This window comes from Kutzneria sp. 744 (assembly GCF_000568255.1).
Taxonomy (GTDB): Bacteria; Actinomycetota; Actinomycetes; order Mycobacteriales; family Pseudonocardiaceae; genus Kutzneria.
Genome location: NZ_KK037166.1, coordinates 3,754,543 through 3,771,077, shown reverse-complemented (window position 1 = coordinate 3,771,077; position 16,535 = coordinate 3,754,543). Strand labels below are relative to the sequence as shown.

The window sequence follows — 16,535 nt, the reverse complement described above, 5'->3', positions numbered from 1 at the left end:
TACAACGCCGGCGCGTGAACCTGCTGGTCGTCGGGGATTCGCTGTGCTTCCACGGTCCGGTCGGGCCGCTGGCCGCCGATGATCCACGGTTGTGGCCGTCGGTGGCCGCGTCGTCCCTGGAGGGCCGCTCGGAGCTGATCGCCGGCTTCGGGTGGACCGCCCGGGACGCGGGTGGGCGGGACGGGGGATCCTCGGTTCTGGGCGGCGCTGGCGCGCGCTGACGTGCTGGTACTGGCGGTCGGGGGCATGGACACGCTGCCGTCGCCGCTGCCGACGTACCTGCGGGAGGGGCTCCGGTTCCTGCGTCCCGACTCGTTGCGGCGGCGTGCGCGGGCGCTCTACCTGGCCGCGCAGCCGCATCTGGCACGGCTGCTCGGCGGTCGCCCCGTGGCACTGCCCGCTCATCTCACGGAGCGGTACCTGGACGACTGCGTGCGGGCCGTGCGGGCGCTGCGGCCGGGGCTGCCCGTGGTGGGCATGGTGCCGCCCGTGCACCGCGCCGCCGTCTACGGGTACGTGCACAGCGGCCGCCCCGCTGGGGAGGCCGCCGTGCGGAGGTGGGCTGGTCGGCACGGCGTTCCGCTGCTGGACCTGCCGTCGCTGATCGGCGCGCACGTGCGCGGCGGGCACGGAAACCCCGACGGCATTCATTGGGGATTCGATGCACATCGGGCCGTGGGCCAGGCCGTGGCGGACACGGTCCGCCACCTGGACCCCGTCAACCCGTAGGCTGGGCGGCCGTGTCCGTCGCAGTCGTCACCGACTCCACCGCGTACCTACCAGAGGGCTTCGCCGATCGGCGTTCGGTGCGGGTGATTCCCCTGCACGTCCTGGTCGACGGGGTCGGGCGGTTGGACGGCGTCGACTTCGGGCCGGCCGAGCTGGCCGGGGCCCTCGGTAGACCGGCGGACAGTCACCACCTCTCGGGCCAACCCCGCCGAGCTCGCCGCCGAATACCGCAAGGCGTTGGAGGACGGCGCGGAGGCCGTCGTCGCCGTGCATCTGTCCGGGGAGCTCTCCGGCACGTGGAACGCCGCTTGGATGGCGGCCGAGGAGGTCGGGCCCGATCGGGTGCGGATCGTCGATTCGCGCTCCACGGCCATGGGCCTCGGCTTCGCCGTCCTCGCCGCTGCCGACGCCGCCGCGGCCGGCGCGTCCCCGGCTGAGGTGGAGCGCGCCGCTACGCGCGTGGCCGCCCGGGCGCGGACGTTCTTTTCCGTCGAGACGTTGGAGCACCTGCGGCGCGGCGGCCGTATCGGCACCACGGCCGCATTGGTCGGCACCGCCTTGTCGGTGAAGCCCCTCCTGCACGTCGAGGACGGGCGGATCGTGCCGCTGGAGAAGGTTCGCACCACCAGCCGGGCCATCGCCCGCCTCGTCGACCTCGCCGCCAATGCCGCCGGCCGCGGCCCCGTCGAGCTCGCCGTGCACCACCTCGCCGCCCCCGAACGGGCCGCGGAACTCGCCGCCAAGCTGGAATCCCGCCTGCCCAACTCGCCCGGTTGCCTGATCTCCGAGGTGGGCGCGGTGATCGGCGCCCACACCGGCCTCGGGGTGCTCGGTGTCGTCATCGTCCCCGGCGGTCTGAACCCCCAGGCCTGACTCCTTTCGGGGACCGGGGCGAGGCCGCGCAACCCGCCAGCATGACACGCCCAGGCCGCTCCAAGATCGTCTCAGCCCCAGTTGTCCACAGCCCCCGAGTTGTCCACATCTGGATCTTCAACCGCCCCGGCCCCGCCCCGCCGCGCCCTAGCGTCGACGCCGTGCTCGATCGACTGCGCCCAGGCGCCACCGACCACTCGGCACAGGTGCGAAAGCGCCTGGCCGAGGTGTTCGGCGACGCCGTGCCCGAACCGCAGGACACGCCCGACAGTGACACGGCCGAAGGGCGGGCGGGTCCGTTGGTCGAGCGCTGGTTGCCCGGAGGCGCCCGGGTCCGCCGACCCCGAACGGCGGTACTCGCCCTCGCCGCCGCGGTGCTCGTCGCCGCGGTGGCCGCTGCCCTGGGCATGTGGCTGAGCCGGCCTGTGCTGGAACAGCCACCCGCCCTGCCCGTCCCCGCGACCCCAACCGCCGCGCACAGCGCGGGGACGGGCAGGCCCGGGCCGCTGGTCGTCAGCGTCGTCGGCAAGGTCGCCAGGCCAGGCCTGGTCACGGTGCCCGACGGCTCCCGAGTCGCAGACGCGCTACGCGCCGCCGGCGGCCCGCTGCCCGACGCCGATCTGACGCAGCTCAACCTGGCCCGCAAGCTCTCCGACGGCGAGCAGATCGCCGTCGGGGTGCCACAGCCCGAGGCGGCGCCCGGGCAGCCGCCCGGCAAGATCAACCTCAACACCGCGACGCAGACCGACCTGGAGACGCTGCCCGGCGTCGGACCGACGATGGCGCAACGGATTCTCCAGTGGCGGACCAAGAACGGCCGCTTCCAGTCGGTCGACCAGCTCCGCGAGGTCGACGGCATCGGCGCCACCAGATTCGACCACCTGAAGGAATTGGTGCAGACATGACTCCTGCTCGGACCGGCCCAGCGCGGTTCGCGCGGGCATTCCGCCTGCACGTCGCGGTGGTGGCCCTGCCGATCGCTCTCCTGTGCGGGCAACGGTTCTGGTGGTCGCTCGTCGTGGCGGTGGTGGCGGTCGGCATCGAGATCGTCCGGTTCCTTCGCTCGCCGCCGTTCATGCGCATCCGCCTGGAGCCGAGGGACCGTCATGAATGACACCCGTATGGTGCCGGTCGCCCTGGTGGTGTGGGCGATCGCGACCGTCGGCCTCGCCTGGGGCTGGCAGTTCAGCTGGTTGCTCGGTGGCATCGCCGTGGTCACGGCCTTCGTGGTGGCCGTGCGATCTCTGCGTTGGCGCCCACAGGCGGTGCTGGTGATTGCCCTCGGCGCGTTGGCGACCTGCTGGATAGCCATGGTGATCCACACGTCGGCAACGCACCCGCTGCGGTCGGACGCGGACCATGGCGCCACGGTCACCCTTCGCGTCGAGGTGTCGGAGCGACCGAAACCCCTTCGCACGCAAGGATTCGGTAGCCGCCAGGGCGGTGCCGACCGTGTGCTCGTCCCGGCGGGCGACGTGATCGTGCTGGCTCAGGCCGCCGGGTGGGCCGACCTGCTGCCGGGCCAGTGGCTCACCGTCACAGGTCGGGCCGCGCCGGCTCGGACCGGCGACCTGACGGTCGCGGTCGTGCAGGCCCGCGGATCGCCGACCGAGGTGACGCCGGCGCCGCCCTGGCAGAAAGTTGCGGCCACACTGCGAAACGGGCTACGCCGAGCAACCTCGGTGTTGCCGGACGAGCAGGCGGGCCTCGTGCCCGGACTGATCGTGGGCGACACGGCGAACCTGTCGCCGCGGGTGTCCGACGAGTTCAAGGTCGCCGGCATGACCCACCTGCTCGCGGTGAGCGGGGCCAACTTGGCGATCATCGCCGGCACCGTACTGTTCGCGATCCGATTGCTGGGCATGGGACCTCGCATCGCCGGCGTGGGCGCCGGCCTTGCGGTGATCGGGTTTGTCATCCTCGCCGGCCCGGAGCCCAGCGTGCTGCGGGCGGCGGTGATGGGTGGCCTGGTGCTGTTGGCCCTGGTGCTAGGCCGGGAGAGATCGCTGCTCCCGGCGCTGGCCTGGTCGGTGGTGGTGCTGGTGCCGATCGATCCGTCACTCGGCCTCAGCGCCGGCTTCACGCTCTCGGTGCTCGCCACCGGGGCTCTGGTCCTGGTCGCGCCGCGATGGGCGGTGTGGCTGCGAGGCCGGGGTGTGCCGCCGGGCGTCGCCGAGGCCGTAGCAGCGCCGCTGGCCGCTCACCTGGTGACCGCGCCGGTGATCGCCGGCCTGTCCGGCGAGGTTAGCGTGGTCGCGGTGGTCGCCAACCTCGCGGCTGAGCCGGTGGTCGCGCCCGCCACGGTCATCGGCGTGCTGGCCACCATGGTGACGCCGATGAACCAGTGGCTGGGCGAGATGTTGGCCCGTGCCACGAGTCCGGAGGCGTGGTGGCTCATCCACGTCGCCCGCTACACCTCCTCGATGCCGCTGGCGACGGTGCGGTGGCCGAGCGGCTTGCTCGGCGCTGCCCTGTTGGCCGCGGTGATGGTCGTCGGCTGGGCGGCGCTGCGGTCACGGCGATTGCGCGTCGTGGCAATGGTGGTCGTGGTCGGCGCCGTGCTGGTGTTGATGCCGGCCCGGCTCACCGGATCCGGCTGGCCGCCGACAGGGTGGGCGATGGTGAGTTGCGATGTGGGCCAGGGCGACGCGCATGTGCTGGCGACGTCCCAGCCCGGACGGGTGGTGCTGATCGACACGGGCCCCGACCTCAGCTCCATAGTGGGCTGTCTGCACCGGCTCGGCGTGGTCAGCATCCCGTTGATAGTGCTCAGCCACCTGCATGCGGACCACGTCGGCGGTTTGTCCTCGGTGCTCAGCGACTATCCCGTCGGCGCCGTCGGTGTCGGGCCGTTGCACGAGCCGGCGTGGGCTTGGGACCAGGTCCGCCGACAGGCATCGGACGCCGGCGTGCAGGTGGTGGACATCGTTGCCGGACAACGATTCGAGTTACCCGGAGTGAACATGACCGTGATCGCGCCCCAGGAGGCGCCGAGCCATCTCGGCCCCAACGCCGAGGGCACCCCCGTCAACGACGCGTCTCTCGTCGTGCGCGCCGACACCGCCGCCGGCCGCATCCTGCTGACCGGCGACATCGAACTGGAAGGCCAGGCCAACCTGTTGGCCACCAACGAAGACCTCTCCGCCGACGTGCTCAAGGTGCCCCACCACGGCAGCCGCTATTCGCTCCCGCGCTTCCTGGAACGGGTGCATCCCCGCGTCGCCATGGTCAGCGTCGGCGCCGGCAATCCCTTCGGGCACCCCAGTTCGCTGATCCTGGATGCCCTGAAAGGGGAAGGAGCAACGGTGTTGCGCACCGATGAGGACGGCGATGTCGCCATCATCGCGAGCCGGGACGGCCCGCTCATTGCCCGCCGTGGATCACCACGAGTCGTCCACTAGCACGATTCTTCGACGCCGCAGCCCTGATCAGCCAGGTCCCGGAGCCGGTGCGTCCGGGGCATCGGCGGTCATGACCTGATCATCGCAGCGACAGGCCCTCGCCGGCAGGCGGTTTCTAGAGCCGTCCGCCGGAGGCGCTGTCGCCGGACAGCCGCTGGGCCAGGTAGACGGGCACGGTGGAGGCCAGGATCAGGACGACGGCCACGACGTTGACGATCGGGGCCTGGTTGGGGCGGAAGAGGTTGTCGTAGATCCAGATCGGCACGGTCTCCAGGCCGGCGCCGAGGGTGAACGTGGTGACGATGACCTCGTCGAAGGAGAGGGCGAAGGCGAGGAGGCCGCCGGCGAGGAGGGCGGAGCGCAGCATCGGGAACGTGACGAGCCGGAAGGTGGTGATGCCGTCGGCGCCGAGGTCCATCGACGCCTCCTCCAGGTTGTTGCCCAGGCGCCGCAGGCGGGCCACGACGTTGTTGAACACCACGACGATGCAGAACGTCGCGTGGGCGACGATCGCGGTGAACAGGCCGAGGTTGATGCCCAGGATGGTGCGGAAGGCGTTGTTCAGCGCGATGCCGGTGACGATGCCGGGCAGCGCGATCGGCAGCACGATGAGCAGTGAGATCGGGTTGCGGCCGATGAACTTGTAGCGCTGGAGGGCAAACGCCGCCATGGCGCCGAGCACCAGCGCGATGGCCGTGGCCGCCAGGCCGGCCTCCACGCTCGTGCGCAGCGCCGCCAGCGCCCCGTCGTTGGCCGCGGCCCGGCCCCACCACTCCAGGGTGAAGCCGCCCGGCGGCCAGCCGAAGGTCGTGTCCGAGTTGAAGGAGTTGAGGAACACCACCAGCAGCGGGAAGTAGATCACCGCCAGTCCCAGCGCCAGCGCGACCAGCAACACGCGCCTGGTGGTTCGGGAGAACGTCACGGCCGCGCCTCCTAGAGGGTGTCGACGGCGCCGGTGCGGCGGGCGGCGGCGAGGTACAGAAGCATGATCACGACGGGGACGGTGGCGACGGTGGCGGCGAAGGGGAGGTTGTTGGCGGCGCCGATGTTGTCGTAGACGACGTTGCCGAGCAGTTGGCTGGTGCCACCGACGATCTTGACGGCGATGTAGTCGCCCAGTGACAGGGAGAAGGTGAAGATCGAGCCGGCGATGACGGCGGGCAGGGCCAGGGGGAGCACGACGGAGAGGAACGTCCGCACGGAGCGGGCGCCGAGGTCGCCGGAGGCGTCGAGGAGGGAGTCGGGCAGGCGGTCGAGGCCGGCGTAGATGGGCAGGATCATGTACGGCAGCCACAGGTAGGACAGGGTGATCACGGTGGCGGGCAGGCCGTAGCCGGGGCCGTCGAGGCCGACGGGGACGAGCAGCCAGTGCAGCACGCCGTTGCCGGACAGCATGGACCGCCAGGCGTAGGCCTTGACCAGGTAGCTGGCCCACAACGGGGTCATCACGGCGATCACCAGCAGGCGCTGGGTGCGCCGGGACGTGAACTTGGCCATGGCGAAAGCCATCGGGAAGGCGATCACGGCGTCGACGAGGGTGACGATCACGGCGACGCCGACCGTGCGGACGGTGATGGTGCGGTAGACGGCGTCCCGGGCGAGGGTGGCGAAGTTGTCCAGCGACCAGCTGACCACCACCCGCCCGGTGAACACGTCGGTGCTCCAGAACGCGGTCACGAACAGCGCCGCGAGCGCGCCGAGGTAGGCGACACCGAGCCAGGCCAGGGGCGCGGACAGCAGGATGCCCAACCGCAGCCTCGGAGTGCGGCGCAGGTACGCCGACAACCGGCGGCGCGGGGAGCCCGCGGGTCGCGGCGTGTTCGTGATCGCGGCGGTCACCGGGTCAACCCTTGATCTCGGTCCAGGCCTGGGTCCACGCGCCGTAGTCCTCGCATTTGACGTCGGTGCGGCCGTCGAGGCACTGGGAGATCGGTGTGGTCCAGTAGGCGATCTTCGACGCGTAGGCCGAATCACCGGCGTGGTAGGTGTCGCAGTGCTTGGTGTCGCTGGTCTGGGCGCATGCCTTGGAGTTGGCCGGGGCCTCGCCGAAGTACTCGGCGACCTGGGCGTTGACCTTGGGGCTGATGATGTAGTTCATCCACAGGTAGGCGCAGTTCTTGTGCTGCGACTTGGCCGCCACCATCCAGGTGTCCGACCATCCGGTCGCGCCCTCGGACGGCACGGTCGACTCCACCGGGGCCCCGCCGGTCTTGGCGACGTTGACGGTCACCTGCCACGCGGTGCCCAGGACGGCGTCGCCGCTGGTCAGGGACTGGCTCTCCTTCAGGTAGTCCGACCAGTACTCGCTGACCAGGGGACGCTGCTTCTTCAGCAGGTCGACAGCGGCCTGGAACTGGGTGCTGTCCAGCGCGTAGGGGCTCCTGATGCCCAGGCCGGGCTGGTGCGCCTTGAGGTACAGGGCGGCGTCGGCGATGTAGATCGGCGAGTCGTAAGCGGTGATCTTGCCCTTGTACTTGGAGTTCGGGTCGAACAGCGCCGACCACGAGGTGGGAGCGGGGCTCACCTTGTCGGAGCGCCAGGTGAGCAGGTTGGCGCCCCAGCCGTGCGGGATGCCGTAGGCGACGCCGGCGACGCTGTTCCACGACTGGTTCTTGAGGAAGCCGAACACGTCGGCGTAGTTGGGCACGAGCGAGGTGTTCACCGGTTCCACGTCGCCGGAGGCGATCAGGCGCAGCGAGGCGTCGCCGGAGGCGGAGACGACGTCGTACTGGCCGGTCTTCATGAGGCTGATGGCCTCGTCGGAGGTGCCGAACGGCTTGACGTTGACCTTGCAGCCGGACTCCTGCTCGAACGGGGTGACCCAGTTGACCTTGGGGTCGTTGGAGCCGTTCTCCGCGTAGCCGGGCCAGGCCAGCACGGACAGCTGACCCTCGCCCGCGCCGAGCTTGCCCAGCGCGGGCAGCGACGGCGGGGTGAAGGCGGTGCCGCCGCCGGTGGCCGCCGTATTGCCGCTGGTGGTGCCGCACGCGGTGAGCACGAGGCCCGCCGCCAGCAGTCCGGCCAACAGCGCCGTGTTCTTCATGATCGACCTTTCACTCGCTACCGGTGACCGGGAAGTTGTGCTCGTGCCGCCAGGTCAGGCGGACCCGGCCGTCGGTGAAGCCGGGCACGCCGTCGGTGTTCTGCCGCACCACGGACAACCGGCCGCCGGCGTCGAGGGCGACCTCGAAGCGCAGGATCGCGCCGGCGTACACCACGTCGGTGACGGCGCCGGTGGCGACGGTCTCGCCGGGACCGGCCGGGCGGGCCAGATCGCCGTCGATGCGGATCTTCTCGGGACGGATGCTGAACAGCCCGGCCATGCCGATCACCGCCTCCGCCGCGCGCCCGCCGAGCAGGTTGGAGGTGCCGACGAAGCCGGCGACGAACGCGGTCGCCGGCCGCTCGTAGACCTCCTGCGGGGTGCCGACCTGCTCGATCCGGCCGGCGTTGAACACCGCGATCCGGTCGCTCATGGTCAGCGCCTCGTCCTGGTCGTGGGTGACGAACACGAAGGTGATGTCGACATCTCTCTGTAGTTGCTTGAGTTCGCTCTGCATTTCGTGCCGGAGTTTCAGGTCCAGCGCGCCGAGCGGCTCGTCGAGCAGCAGCACCTTGGGCCGGTTGACCAGGGCGCGGGCCAGCGCGACGCGTTGGCGCTGGCCACCGGACAACTGGGACGGTCGGCGCCGGCCGTAGTCGTCGAGGCGCACGGATCTGAGCGCGTCGGCGGCGCGGCGCCGGCGTTCGGCCCTGGGCACGCCCTTGACCCGCAGTCCGTACTCGACGTTCCTGGCGACGTTCATGTGCGGGAACAGGGCGTAGTCCTGGAAGACGGTGTTCACGTCGCGGTCGAACGGCGCCAGTCGGCTCACGTCCTGGCCGCCGAGTTCGACCGTGCCGTCGGTGGGCTGCTCGAAGCCGGCGATCATCCGCAGCACTGTGGTCTTGCCGGAGCCCGACGGGCCGAGCATGGCGAAGAATTCACCCGGTCGGATGTCGAGGTCGACGCCGTCGACCGCGGTGACGGAGCCGAAGTTCTTGCGCAGGCCGCGCAGCCGGACCGCGGGCACCGCGGAAGCGGCCGGCGGGTGGTCGCCGAGCGCGACGTCGGGGGCTTGGTGGGGCATCGCGGGCCTCCGGTGCTCTGCGGAGATGGTCTGCGGCCTACAGGGCGCTCATCACGTGCTTGATCCGGGTGTAGTCCTCCAGCCCGTACAGCGAGAGGTCCTTGCCGTAGCCGGACTTCTTGAAGCCGCCGTGGGGCATCTCGGCGACGAGCGGGATGTGGGTATTGATCCACACGCAGCCGAAGTCGAGGCGGGCGGCCATGCGCATGGCCCGCTGGTGGTCGGTGGTCCACACCGACGACGCCAGCCCGTACGGCACGCCGTTGGCCGCGCCGAGGGCCTCGGCCTCGTCGGCGAAGCGCTGCACGGTGATCACCGGGCCGAAGATCTCGTGCTGGCTGATCTCGTCCTGCTGTCGGACGCCGGAAACCACGGTGGCGCCGTAGAAGTAGCCCTTGTCGCCGATGCGGCTGCCGCCACTATGGACGGTCGCGTGCGGGGGCAGCCGGCCGAGGAAGCCGGCGACGCGGTCGAGCTGGCCGGCGCTGTTGAGGGGCCCGTAGTCGGCGGAGGTGTCGTCGGGGCCGCCGGTTCTGGTCGCCAGGGCATGCGTGGTGAGGGCGGCGACGAAGTCGTCGTGCACCTCGTTGGCGACGAGCACTCGAGTTGCGGCGGTGCAGTCCTGGCCGGCGTTGAAGTAGCCGGCCATCGCGATGGTCTCGGCGGCGGCCTCGATGTCGGCGTCGGCGAACACGATGACCGGGGCCTTGCCGCCCAGCTCCAGGTGCACTCGCTTGACGTCGGCGGCGGCCGCGCTCGCGACCTCGGTGCCGGCACGGACCGAGCCGGTGATCGACACCATCGCCGGGATCTCGTGGCCGACCAGCGCACGGCCGGTGTCGCGGTCGCCGCAGATCACGTTGAACACGCCGGGCGGCAGGTGCTCGGCGGCGATCTCCGCCAGCAGCACCGTGGACGCCGGCGTGGTGTCCGAGGGCTTCAGCACCACCGTGTTGCCCGCCGCCAGGGCCGGCGCGATCTTCCAGACCGCCATCATCAGCGGGTAGTTCCAGGGCGTCACCTGCGCGCACACCCCGACCGGCTCCCGCCGTACGAAGGAGGTGTGGCCAGGCATGTACTCGCCGGCCGACTTGCCCTCCAGCACCCGGGCCGCGCCGGCGAAGAACCGGAGCTGGTCCACGACCACCGGCAGTTCCTCGGATGCCGTGAGCGCCAACGGTTTCCCGGTGTTCTCGCATTCCATGCGGACCAGCTCGTCGGACCGCTCCTCGACCGCGTCGGCGATCTTCAGCAGGGCCAGTTGGCGCTGGGCCGGTGTCGTGTCCCGCCAGGACTCGAAGGCCGCCTGCGCGGCGTGCAGGGCGCCGTCGACATCGGCTGCCTCGGCTACCGGAGCCGTGCAGTACGCCTGTCCGGTCGCCGGGTCGATGACGTCCGCGCGGTGTCCGGAGGCGGAGTCGACCTGGGCCCCGTCGATGAAGTGGTGCAGCTGTCGCATGGCGACTCCCTGCGGTCCCGGGGTGGCGGAGGAACGGGATGGACGTAAACATATGAGTCCATATGTCATATAGCAAGGGTGTGGGGGAGGATTGAGGGTGCCGAGAGCGGCCGGGGGAGCCGGGGAGCGGAGCGCGGGTGGGTGCGGCGTCGGAGGACGAAAGGGTGAGGGTGGGCATGGGGCAGGCGAGGTCGCACGTGTTTGCGCCGCTGGGCGACCTCGGGCGGGCGGAGGCGGTGACGGCGCGGCTGACGGACGCGATCTCGATGGGGCTGCTGGGGGACGGGGAGCAGCTGCCGAGCGAGGCGGAGCTGGCGGGGCAGTTCGGGGTGGCCACGGTGACGGTGCGGGAAGCGCTGGTGGCGCTGAGACAGCAGGGCCTGGTGGCCACGAGACGGGGGCGCGGGGGCGGGAGCTTCGTGATCACGCCGGACCAGGGCGCGCCGGCGTCGTGGCAGCAGCGGCTGAGGGCGGTGTCGCTGAGCGAGCTGAGGGACATCGGGGACCACTACCTGGCGGTGGCGGGGGCGGCGGCGAGGCTGGCGGCGGAGCGGAGCTCGCCGGAGGACGTGGAGCGGCTGTGGCTGGCGACCGAAGACCTGCGCAATGCCACCGGAGCTGCGACGAGCAACCAGCGGAACGCCACCGAGGCTGCGATGAGCAATCAGGGCAATGCCACCGGAGCTGCGACGAGCGACCAGGGCAGCCCGGGGCAGGCGAGGGCGGAGCGGCAGTTCCACCTCGAAGTCGCGGCGGCGGCGCAGTCGCCGAGGCTTACCCACCAGGAGATCCAGCTCCAGGGGGAGCAGGGCGGCCTGCTGTGGCTACTGCCGAGCCACAACGGGCACGCGGAGCACGGGGCGATCACGGAGGCGATCGCGCGGCAGGACGGGGAGCTGGCCCGGAAGCTGACGGAGGAGCACATCCTGGAAGCGGTGGACCGGCTCGTGGACATGCACCTGAACCTGCTGTAACCCTAAGCGCGGGCCAATCGCGCAGCCGAGGTGGGCATCATGGGCTCTCACGCTGGTGACGAGGTCGTCGAACAGGTCGCGGCGATCGTGGAGGACGTCTTCGACCGGCTGAAGCCGGTGCTGGTGGCGGTGGAGTCGCTGCTGGTGGAGGTGGCGGAGCCCAGAGCCGAGGACCTGGAGCACATCAGGCCGCGGGTGGTGGACGCGCTGGGTGGCCTGGTGATCGGGGCGGGCTATGTGGCGGCGCCGCACGTGCTGACGGACCAGGAGTACGGGTTCGAGTGGTGGACTGCCACGAGCGCGGAGCCGGAGCAGCTGTTCATCAGCCTGGAGCCGGGCAGCGCGAACTTCCTGGACTACACAAGGCAATCCTGGTTCACGGTGTCGAGGGACACGGGCCGGCGGCACGTGAACGGCCCGTACGTGGACTATCTCTGCACGGACGAGTACACGCTCACGTTCACGGTCCCGGCGCAGCGGAACGGCGCGTTCGCGGGAGTGGTGGGGGCGGACGTGTTCGTGCGGGAGTTCGAGCACGTGCTGCAGCCGAAGCTCAGGAGCCTGGGATCGCGAGCGGCCCTCGTGAACGCCCAGGGCCGGGTGATCGTCTCCAACAGCGCGAAATCGCCGACGGGATCGCTGATGCGGGACGCGGACGTGCCGGCGTGGTGGAACGCCGGCGCACAGGCGCGCGCCGGCGTTCGTCGCTGTGGAGACGCCCCGATAGTGCTGGTGACGCCTTAGAGACCCAGGGCCTCGATGACGGCGGCGGCGTTGGGCGGCACGGTGGCCTTGGGCCCGATGTGGTCGGCCACGGCGTCGAGGGTCTTGAGCCCGTCGCCGGTGATCAGCAGCACGGTGTCGGCGTCGGGGTCGAGCTGGCCGGTCTCGATGAGCTTCTTCGCGGTCGCGACGGTCACGCCGCCGGCGGTCTCGGCGAAGATGCCCTCGGTGCGGGCCAGCAGCCGGATGCCCTCGACGACCTCCTCGTCGGTGACGTCCTCGACGGCGCCGCCGGTGCGGCGCACGGTGTCCAGCACGTACGGGCCGTCGGCGGGGGCGCCGATGGCCAGCGACCGGGCGATGGTGTCGGGGCGGACCGGCGTCACGACATCGGTGCCGGCCTTGTAGGCGGAGGCGACCGGGGAGCAGCCGGTGGCCTGGGCGCCGAACACGCGGTACGGGGTGGCGTCGACCAGCCCGAGCTCGCCCAGCTCGCGGAAACCCTTGTCCACCTTGGTCAGCTGCGAGCCGGAGGCGACCGGCACCACGATCTGCCCGGGCAGCCGCCAGCCGAGCTGCTCGGCGACCTCGTAGGCCAGGGTCTTGGAGCCCTCGGCGTAGTACGGGCGGACGTTGACATTCACGAACGCCCAGTCCTCGTGCTCGGCGGCGAGCTGGGTGGCCAGCCGGTTCACGTCGTCGTAGTTGCCGTCCACGGCGATCAGCGCGCCGTCGTAGACCGCGGTGGTGAGGATCTTGGCCTTCTCCAGCGAGGACGGGATGAGCACGACCGACTCCCAGCCGGCGCGGGCGGCCGCGGCGGCCACGGCGTTGGCCAGGTTGCCGGTGGAGGGGCAGGCCAGCACCTTGAAGCCGAGCTGGCGGGCGGCGGCCAGCGCCACGGCGACGACGCGGTCCTTGAACGAGTGCGTCGGGTTGCCGGTGTCGTCCTTGACCCACAGGTTGCGCACGCCCAGGGCGGCGCCGAGGCGGTCGGCCTTGACCAGGCGGGTGAGGCCGGGGTCGGTGTTGGGGTAGGCCTGCACGTCGGTGGGCACGGGCAGCAGGTTGCGGTAGCGCCAGATGGACTTGGGGCCGGCCTCGATGTCCTCGCGGCGCACCCGGCCGAAGTCGTAGGCCACTTCGAGGGGGCCGAAACACTCGCTACAGGCGAACTCGGCGGCCAGCGGGATCTGGTGGCCGCACTCGCGACAGCTCAGGGCACGCGCGGGGCCGAGGTTGAAGGCGGCGGCGGTGCGGGCGTCGACGGTCGAGGTCATGGGAGGTATCTCCTCATCTTTCCCACGTGTGGGTCGGAATTGGCACCGTGATCGACGCACCGCAAAGCGTGCGTCGCCGGTTGCCGGGGCTTCAACGGGCCGTTCCCTCTGCCCCTCTGGATGAGCGGTATTCAGTTGTGACCTGCACGGTACGGCACCTCGACCTGGCATCGCCACTCAATCGCCCACCATGCGGGACGTGGAAGGATGGTCGGGTGAGTGCCGCCCCCGAACCGCTGCTGCTCGTGCTCGGCGACGAGGAACTGCTGGTCGAACGGGCCGTGCGGGCCGCGTTGGCGCAGGCCCGCGAGGTCGACCCGACCGCCGATCTGACCCGCCAGCGGGTGACTGACCTCACCCCTCCGGAGCTGGCCGAGCTGCTGAGCCCGTCGCTGTTCGCCGAGGGCCGCGTGGTGGTGCTGGAGGGCGCGCAGGAGGTGGGCAAGGAGATCGCCGACGCGGTCCTGTCCTACGCCAAGGCGCCGTCCGACGGCATCGTGCTGATCGTGCTGCACACCGGCGGCGGCCGGGCCAAGGTGGCCAAGGACCTGCCGGGCGCGCTGAAGAAGGCCGGCGCGGCGGTGGTGGAGTGCTCGAAGATCACCAAGCCGGCCGACCGGGACGCGTTCGTCAAGGACGAGGTGCGGCGGGCCGGCGGCAAGATCGATCCGGCCGGCCTGGCGGCGCTGGTCGAGACCGTCGGCAACGACCTGCGTGAGCTGGCCGCGGCCGCCTCGCAGCTGGTCACCGACAACGACGGCAAGGTCGACGAGGCGGCGGTGCGCCGCTACCACCAGGGCAAGGCCGAGGTGACCGGCTTCGCCGTGGCCGACCTCGCGGTCGTGGGGGATCGGGCCGGCGCGATGGAGGCGCTGCGCTGGGCCATGCTGCTCGGCGTGCCGCACGTGCTGGTGGCCGACGCGCTGGCTGAGGGCGTGCGCACGGTGGCCAAGGTGGCCTCGGCCGGTCGCGGCGACCCGTTCCGGATGGCTGGCGACCTGGGCATGCCACCGTGGAAGGTGAAGCGGGCGCAGGGCCAGGCCCGCGGCTGGTCGCCGGCCGGGCTGGCGGCGGCGATGCAGGTCGTGGCCGCGCTCAACGCCGACGTGAAGGGTGTGGCGGCCGACGCGGACTACGCGTTGGAGCGGGCTGTGCTCAAGGTGGTCGCGGCACACCAGATGGGCTGACCGGTCGGGCAGCGCTGACGCGCGAACGGGCGGTGAGAGCCGAGTTCTGCTCGAATCGCTGCGCCGATGCGCAGCGGTCTCCTACCGTGGCGGGGATGCTTCGACGACCCGTGGGATCCGACTGGGGGAAACCAGGGTCGTGACCACGGATAGAGGTCGGATGCGCAAGCTCTTACCGTTGCTGTTGGCCGTGTTCACGGTGATCGTCCTGGGGCCGACGGCCCAGGCCCGAACCGTGGAAACCCCGAGCGCCGCGGGCTGGCGGGTGGTGGACGGCCAGGTTGTCTGGACGTCGCCGACGCCGCTGACCGGCGACGCGCCGGTGGAGTTCTGGTCCGGCGGCAAGCTACTGGGCCGGGCCGGCCCGAGTCGCGACCACCGCACGTTCTCCTTGCCCGGCAAGGCGATCGGCGATCCTAGCAAGATCGAGGTCCGGGCCGGCGGCCAGCGGCTGGACGCCCCGGACCCGAAGGCCAAGGCCGACTCTCAGTCGCCGGCCGCGCTGCCGCCGTTGCTGCCCAAGGGATCCGTGGATCCCGGCACTCCAGGCCACTATCAGACGATCACCGGCGAGTACACGCTCGACCCGGTGCCGCTGCCCGGGCTGAACGGGTCGACCGAGATGCAGGCCGTCGTCGTGGCCCCGAAGAACGCCCCGGGTAACCGCCCGCTGGTGCTGTTCCTGCACGGCCGGCACCAGGCCTGCTACAGCCCGACCGGCGGCGGTGGCGATCCCGTGGGCTGGCCGTGCCCGCCCGGCTTCCTGCCGGTGCCGAGCTATCGCGGCTACCTTCAGACGCAGCAGTTGTTGGCATCACAGGGTTACGTGACGGTCTCCATCTCCGCGGACGCCATCAACGCCCTCGACTACCAGGTCACCGACGGTGGCGCGCAGGCGCGCTCCTCACTGGTCCGGCTGCACCTGGGGCACTGGGCGGACTGGGCCGGCTCCGGTCGCGCATCGGCGCCGCAGATCGTCAAGGACGCTCCGGTCGCCGACATGTCGAACGTGTTGCTGGTCGGGCATTCCCGTGGCGGCGAAGGCGTCAACCAGGCGGCGCTGGACAGCCTGGCCCCGCCGCCGTTCGACTCGGGCTACTCGGGCCCGGTCCGCTGGACGATCCGTGGCAACGTGTTCATCGCGCCGACGATCTTCGGCCAGAACCCGACCCCGGACGTGCCGTCGGTGACCCTGCTGCCCGCCTGCGACGGTGACGTCTCGGACCTGCAGGGCCAGCAGTACATCGACTCGACGCGGGGCGTCAGCAAGGGCAAGGCCTTGCACAGCGCCCTGTACATCGCCGGCGCGGACCACAACTTCTTCAACTACGAGTGGACGCCGGGCGTTTCCGTGGCCCCGTCGGTGGACGACTACCGCCCCGGCACCACCCCTAATCCGCTCTGCGACACCGGCCAGCCGGCCCGTCTGACCGCGCCGCAGCAGCGTGCCGGCGGCGCGACCTACGTCGCCGCGGCGGCGCACCTGTTCCTGGACCACGACTTGCGCGTGCAGCCGCTGCTGGACGGCACCGGGGTGCGGGCGCCGTCGGCCGATCCGGCTCGCGTGCTGAGCGCGGCCCTCGGCGCGGAGCGCACGCCGGTGGTGATCCCGGACGGGACCACCAAGATCTCCGGCAGCGCCAAGCTGTGCGACGAGATCGACGCGGCCAGCGCCTGCCTGACCGGGACGACACGGTTCAAGTCACCGCACGCGGTGGCGATGAACTCGTCGCCGACCGAGGCCGGCCGGTCCGCGATCGACGTGCGCTGGTCGTCGGC

General features: G+C 71.3%; 13 protein-coding genes, 2 pseudogenes and 1 riboswitch. Of the genes and pseudogenes, 9 read left to right on the top strand and 6 right to left on the bottom strand.

What is annotated here, in order from left to right; genetic code table 11:
- The first annotated feature begins 14 nt into the window (after window positions 1-14).
- From octT to KUTG_RS16825, 5 genes and pseudogenes are all read left to right on the top strand, one after another.
- Window positions 15-729, top strand: a pseudogene (gene octT, locus KUTG_RS16840) (diglucosylglycerate octanoyltransferase).
- An 11-nt stretch (window positions 730-740) separates the two neighbouring features.
- Window positions 741-1,602, top strand: a pseudogene (locus tag KUTG_RS16835) (DegV family protein).
- A 161-nt stretch (window positions 1,603-1,763) separates the two neighbouring features.
- Window positions 1,764-2,507: a ComEA family DNA-binding protein gene (locus KUTG_RS16830; RefSeq protein WP_232240831.1), complete on the top strand. Its 744-nt coding sequence runs from the start codon at window positions 1,764-1,766 to the stop codon at window positions 2,505-2,507.
- The gene (locus tag KUTG_RS58515) at window positions 2,504-2,716 is read left to right on the top strand and encodes a hypothetical protein (RefSeq protein ID WP_157494580.1); all 213 of its coding nucleotides are present in this window, start codon (window positions 2,504-2,506) and stop codon (window positions 2,714-2,716) included. The genes KUTG_RS16830 and KUTG_RS58515 overlap by 4 nt, the downstream gene beginning before the upstream one ends.
- Entirely contained in the window at window positions 2,709-5,003 is a 2,295-nt protein-coding gene (locus tag KUTG_RS16825) for a DNA internalization-related competence protein ComEC/Rec2 (protein ID WP_043717970.1), read from the top strand. Before KUTG_RS58515 ends, KUTG_RS16825 begins: the two co-directional genes overlap by 8 nt.
- Window positions 5,004-5,118: 115 nt before the next feature.
- Here the strand turns inward: KUTG_RS16825 and KUTG_RS16820 are convergent, their stop codons facing one another.
- The 5 genes from KUTG_RS16820 to KUTG_RS16800 are packed head-to-tail and all read right to left on the bottom strand — an operon-like array spanning window position 5,119 to window position 10,592.
- Window positions 5,119-5,925: an ABC transporter permease gene (locus tag KUTG_RS16820; protein WP_043717968.1), complete on the bottom strand. Its 807-nt coding sequence runs from the start codon at window positions 5,923-5,925 to the stop codon at window positions 5,119-5,121.
- 11 nt (window positions 5,926-5,936) lie between these two features.
- Entirely contained in the window at window positions 5,937-6,830 is an 894-nt protein-coding gene (locus tag KUTG_RS16815) for an ABC transporter permease (RefSeq protein ID WP_369794644.1), read from the bottom strand.
- A gap of 16 nt (window positions 6,831-6,846) precedes the next feature.
- On the bottom strand, window positions 6,847-8,046 hold the full coding sequence (locus KUTG_RS16810; RefSeq protein WP_043717965.1) for an ABC transporter substrate-binding protein: 1,200 nt from the start codon (window positions 8,044-8,046) through the stop codon (window positions 6,847-6,849).
- 10 nt (window positions 8,047-8,056) lie between these two features.
- Window positions 8,057-9,133, bottom strand: a complete 1,077-nt coding sequence (locus KUTG_RS16805) for an ABC transporter ATP-binding protein (protein WP_043717962.1) — start codon at window positions 9,131-9,133, stop codon at window positions 8,057-8,059.
- Window positions 9,134-9,170: 37 nt separating this feature from the next.
- On the bottom strand, window positions 9,171-10,592 hold the full coding sequence (locus tag KUTG_RS16800) for a gamma-aminobutyraldehyde dehydrogenase (protein ID WP_043717959.1): 1,422 nt from the start codon (window positions 10,590-10,592) through the stop codon (window positions 9,171-9,173).
- Window positions 10,593-10,768: 176 nt separating this feature from the next.
- On the opposite strand from KUTG_RS16800, the gene KUTG_RS16795 reads away from it, so the two are divergent.
- Both KUTG_RS16795 and KUTG_RS16790 read left to right on the top strand, forming a co-directional pair.
- A complete protein-coding gene (locus KUTG_RS16795) occupies window positions 10,769-11,566 on the top strand; it encodes a FadR/GntR family transcriptional regulator (RefSeq protein ID WP_043729649.1) in 798 nt (265 codons plus the stop codon).
- Window positions 11,567-11,605: 39 nt separating this feature from the next.
- Complete coding sequence (locus KUTG_RS16790) at window positions 11,606-12,310, top strand: cache domain-containing protein (RefSeq protein ID WP_043729646.1); 705 nt, start codon at window positions 11,606-11,608, stop codon at window positions 12,308-12,310.
- On the opposite strand, the gene thrC is transcribed toward KUTG_RS16790, so the two are convergent.
- Window positions 12,307-13,569 carry a threonine synthase gene (thrC, locus tag KUTG_RS16785; RefSeq protein WP_043717956.1) on the bottom strand — a complete coding sequence of 421 codons (1,263 nt, stop codon included), beginning with the start codon at window positions 13,567-13,569 and terminating at the stop codon, window positions 12,307-12,309. The genes KUTG_RS16790 and thrC overlap by 4 nt on opposite strands.
- Window positions 13,570-13,579: 10 nt before the next feature.
- Window positions 13,580-13,696, bottom strand: a riboswitch (SAM riboswitch).
- Between the two features lie 88 nt (window positions 13,697-13,784).
- Here thrC and holA point away from each other — a divergent pair.
- Entirely contained in the window at window positions 13,785-14,756 is a 972-nt protein-coding gene (gene holA / locus KUTG_RS16780; RefSeq protein WP_043717953.1) for a DNA polymerase III subunit delta, read from the top strand.
- Window positions 14,757-14,916: 160 nt separating this feature from the next.
- The coding region (locus tag KUTG_RS16775) for an alpha/beta hydrolase family protein (protein WP_369794477.1) at window positions 14,917-16,535 on the top strand (1,619 nt) is incomplete at its 3' end.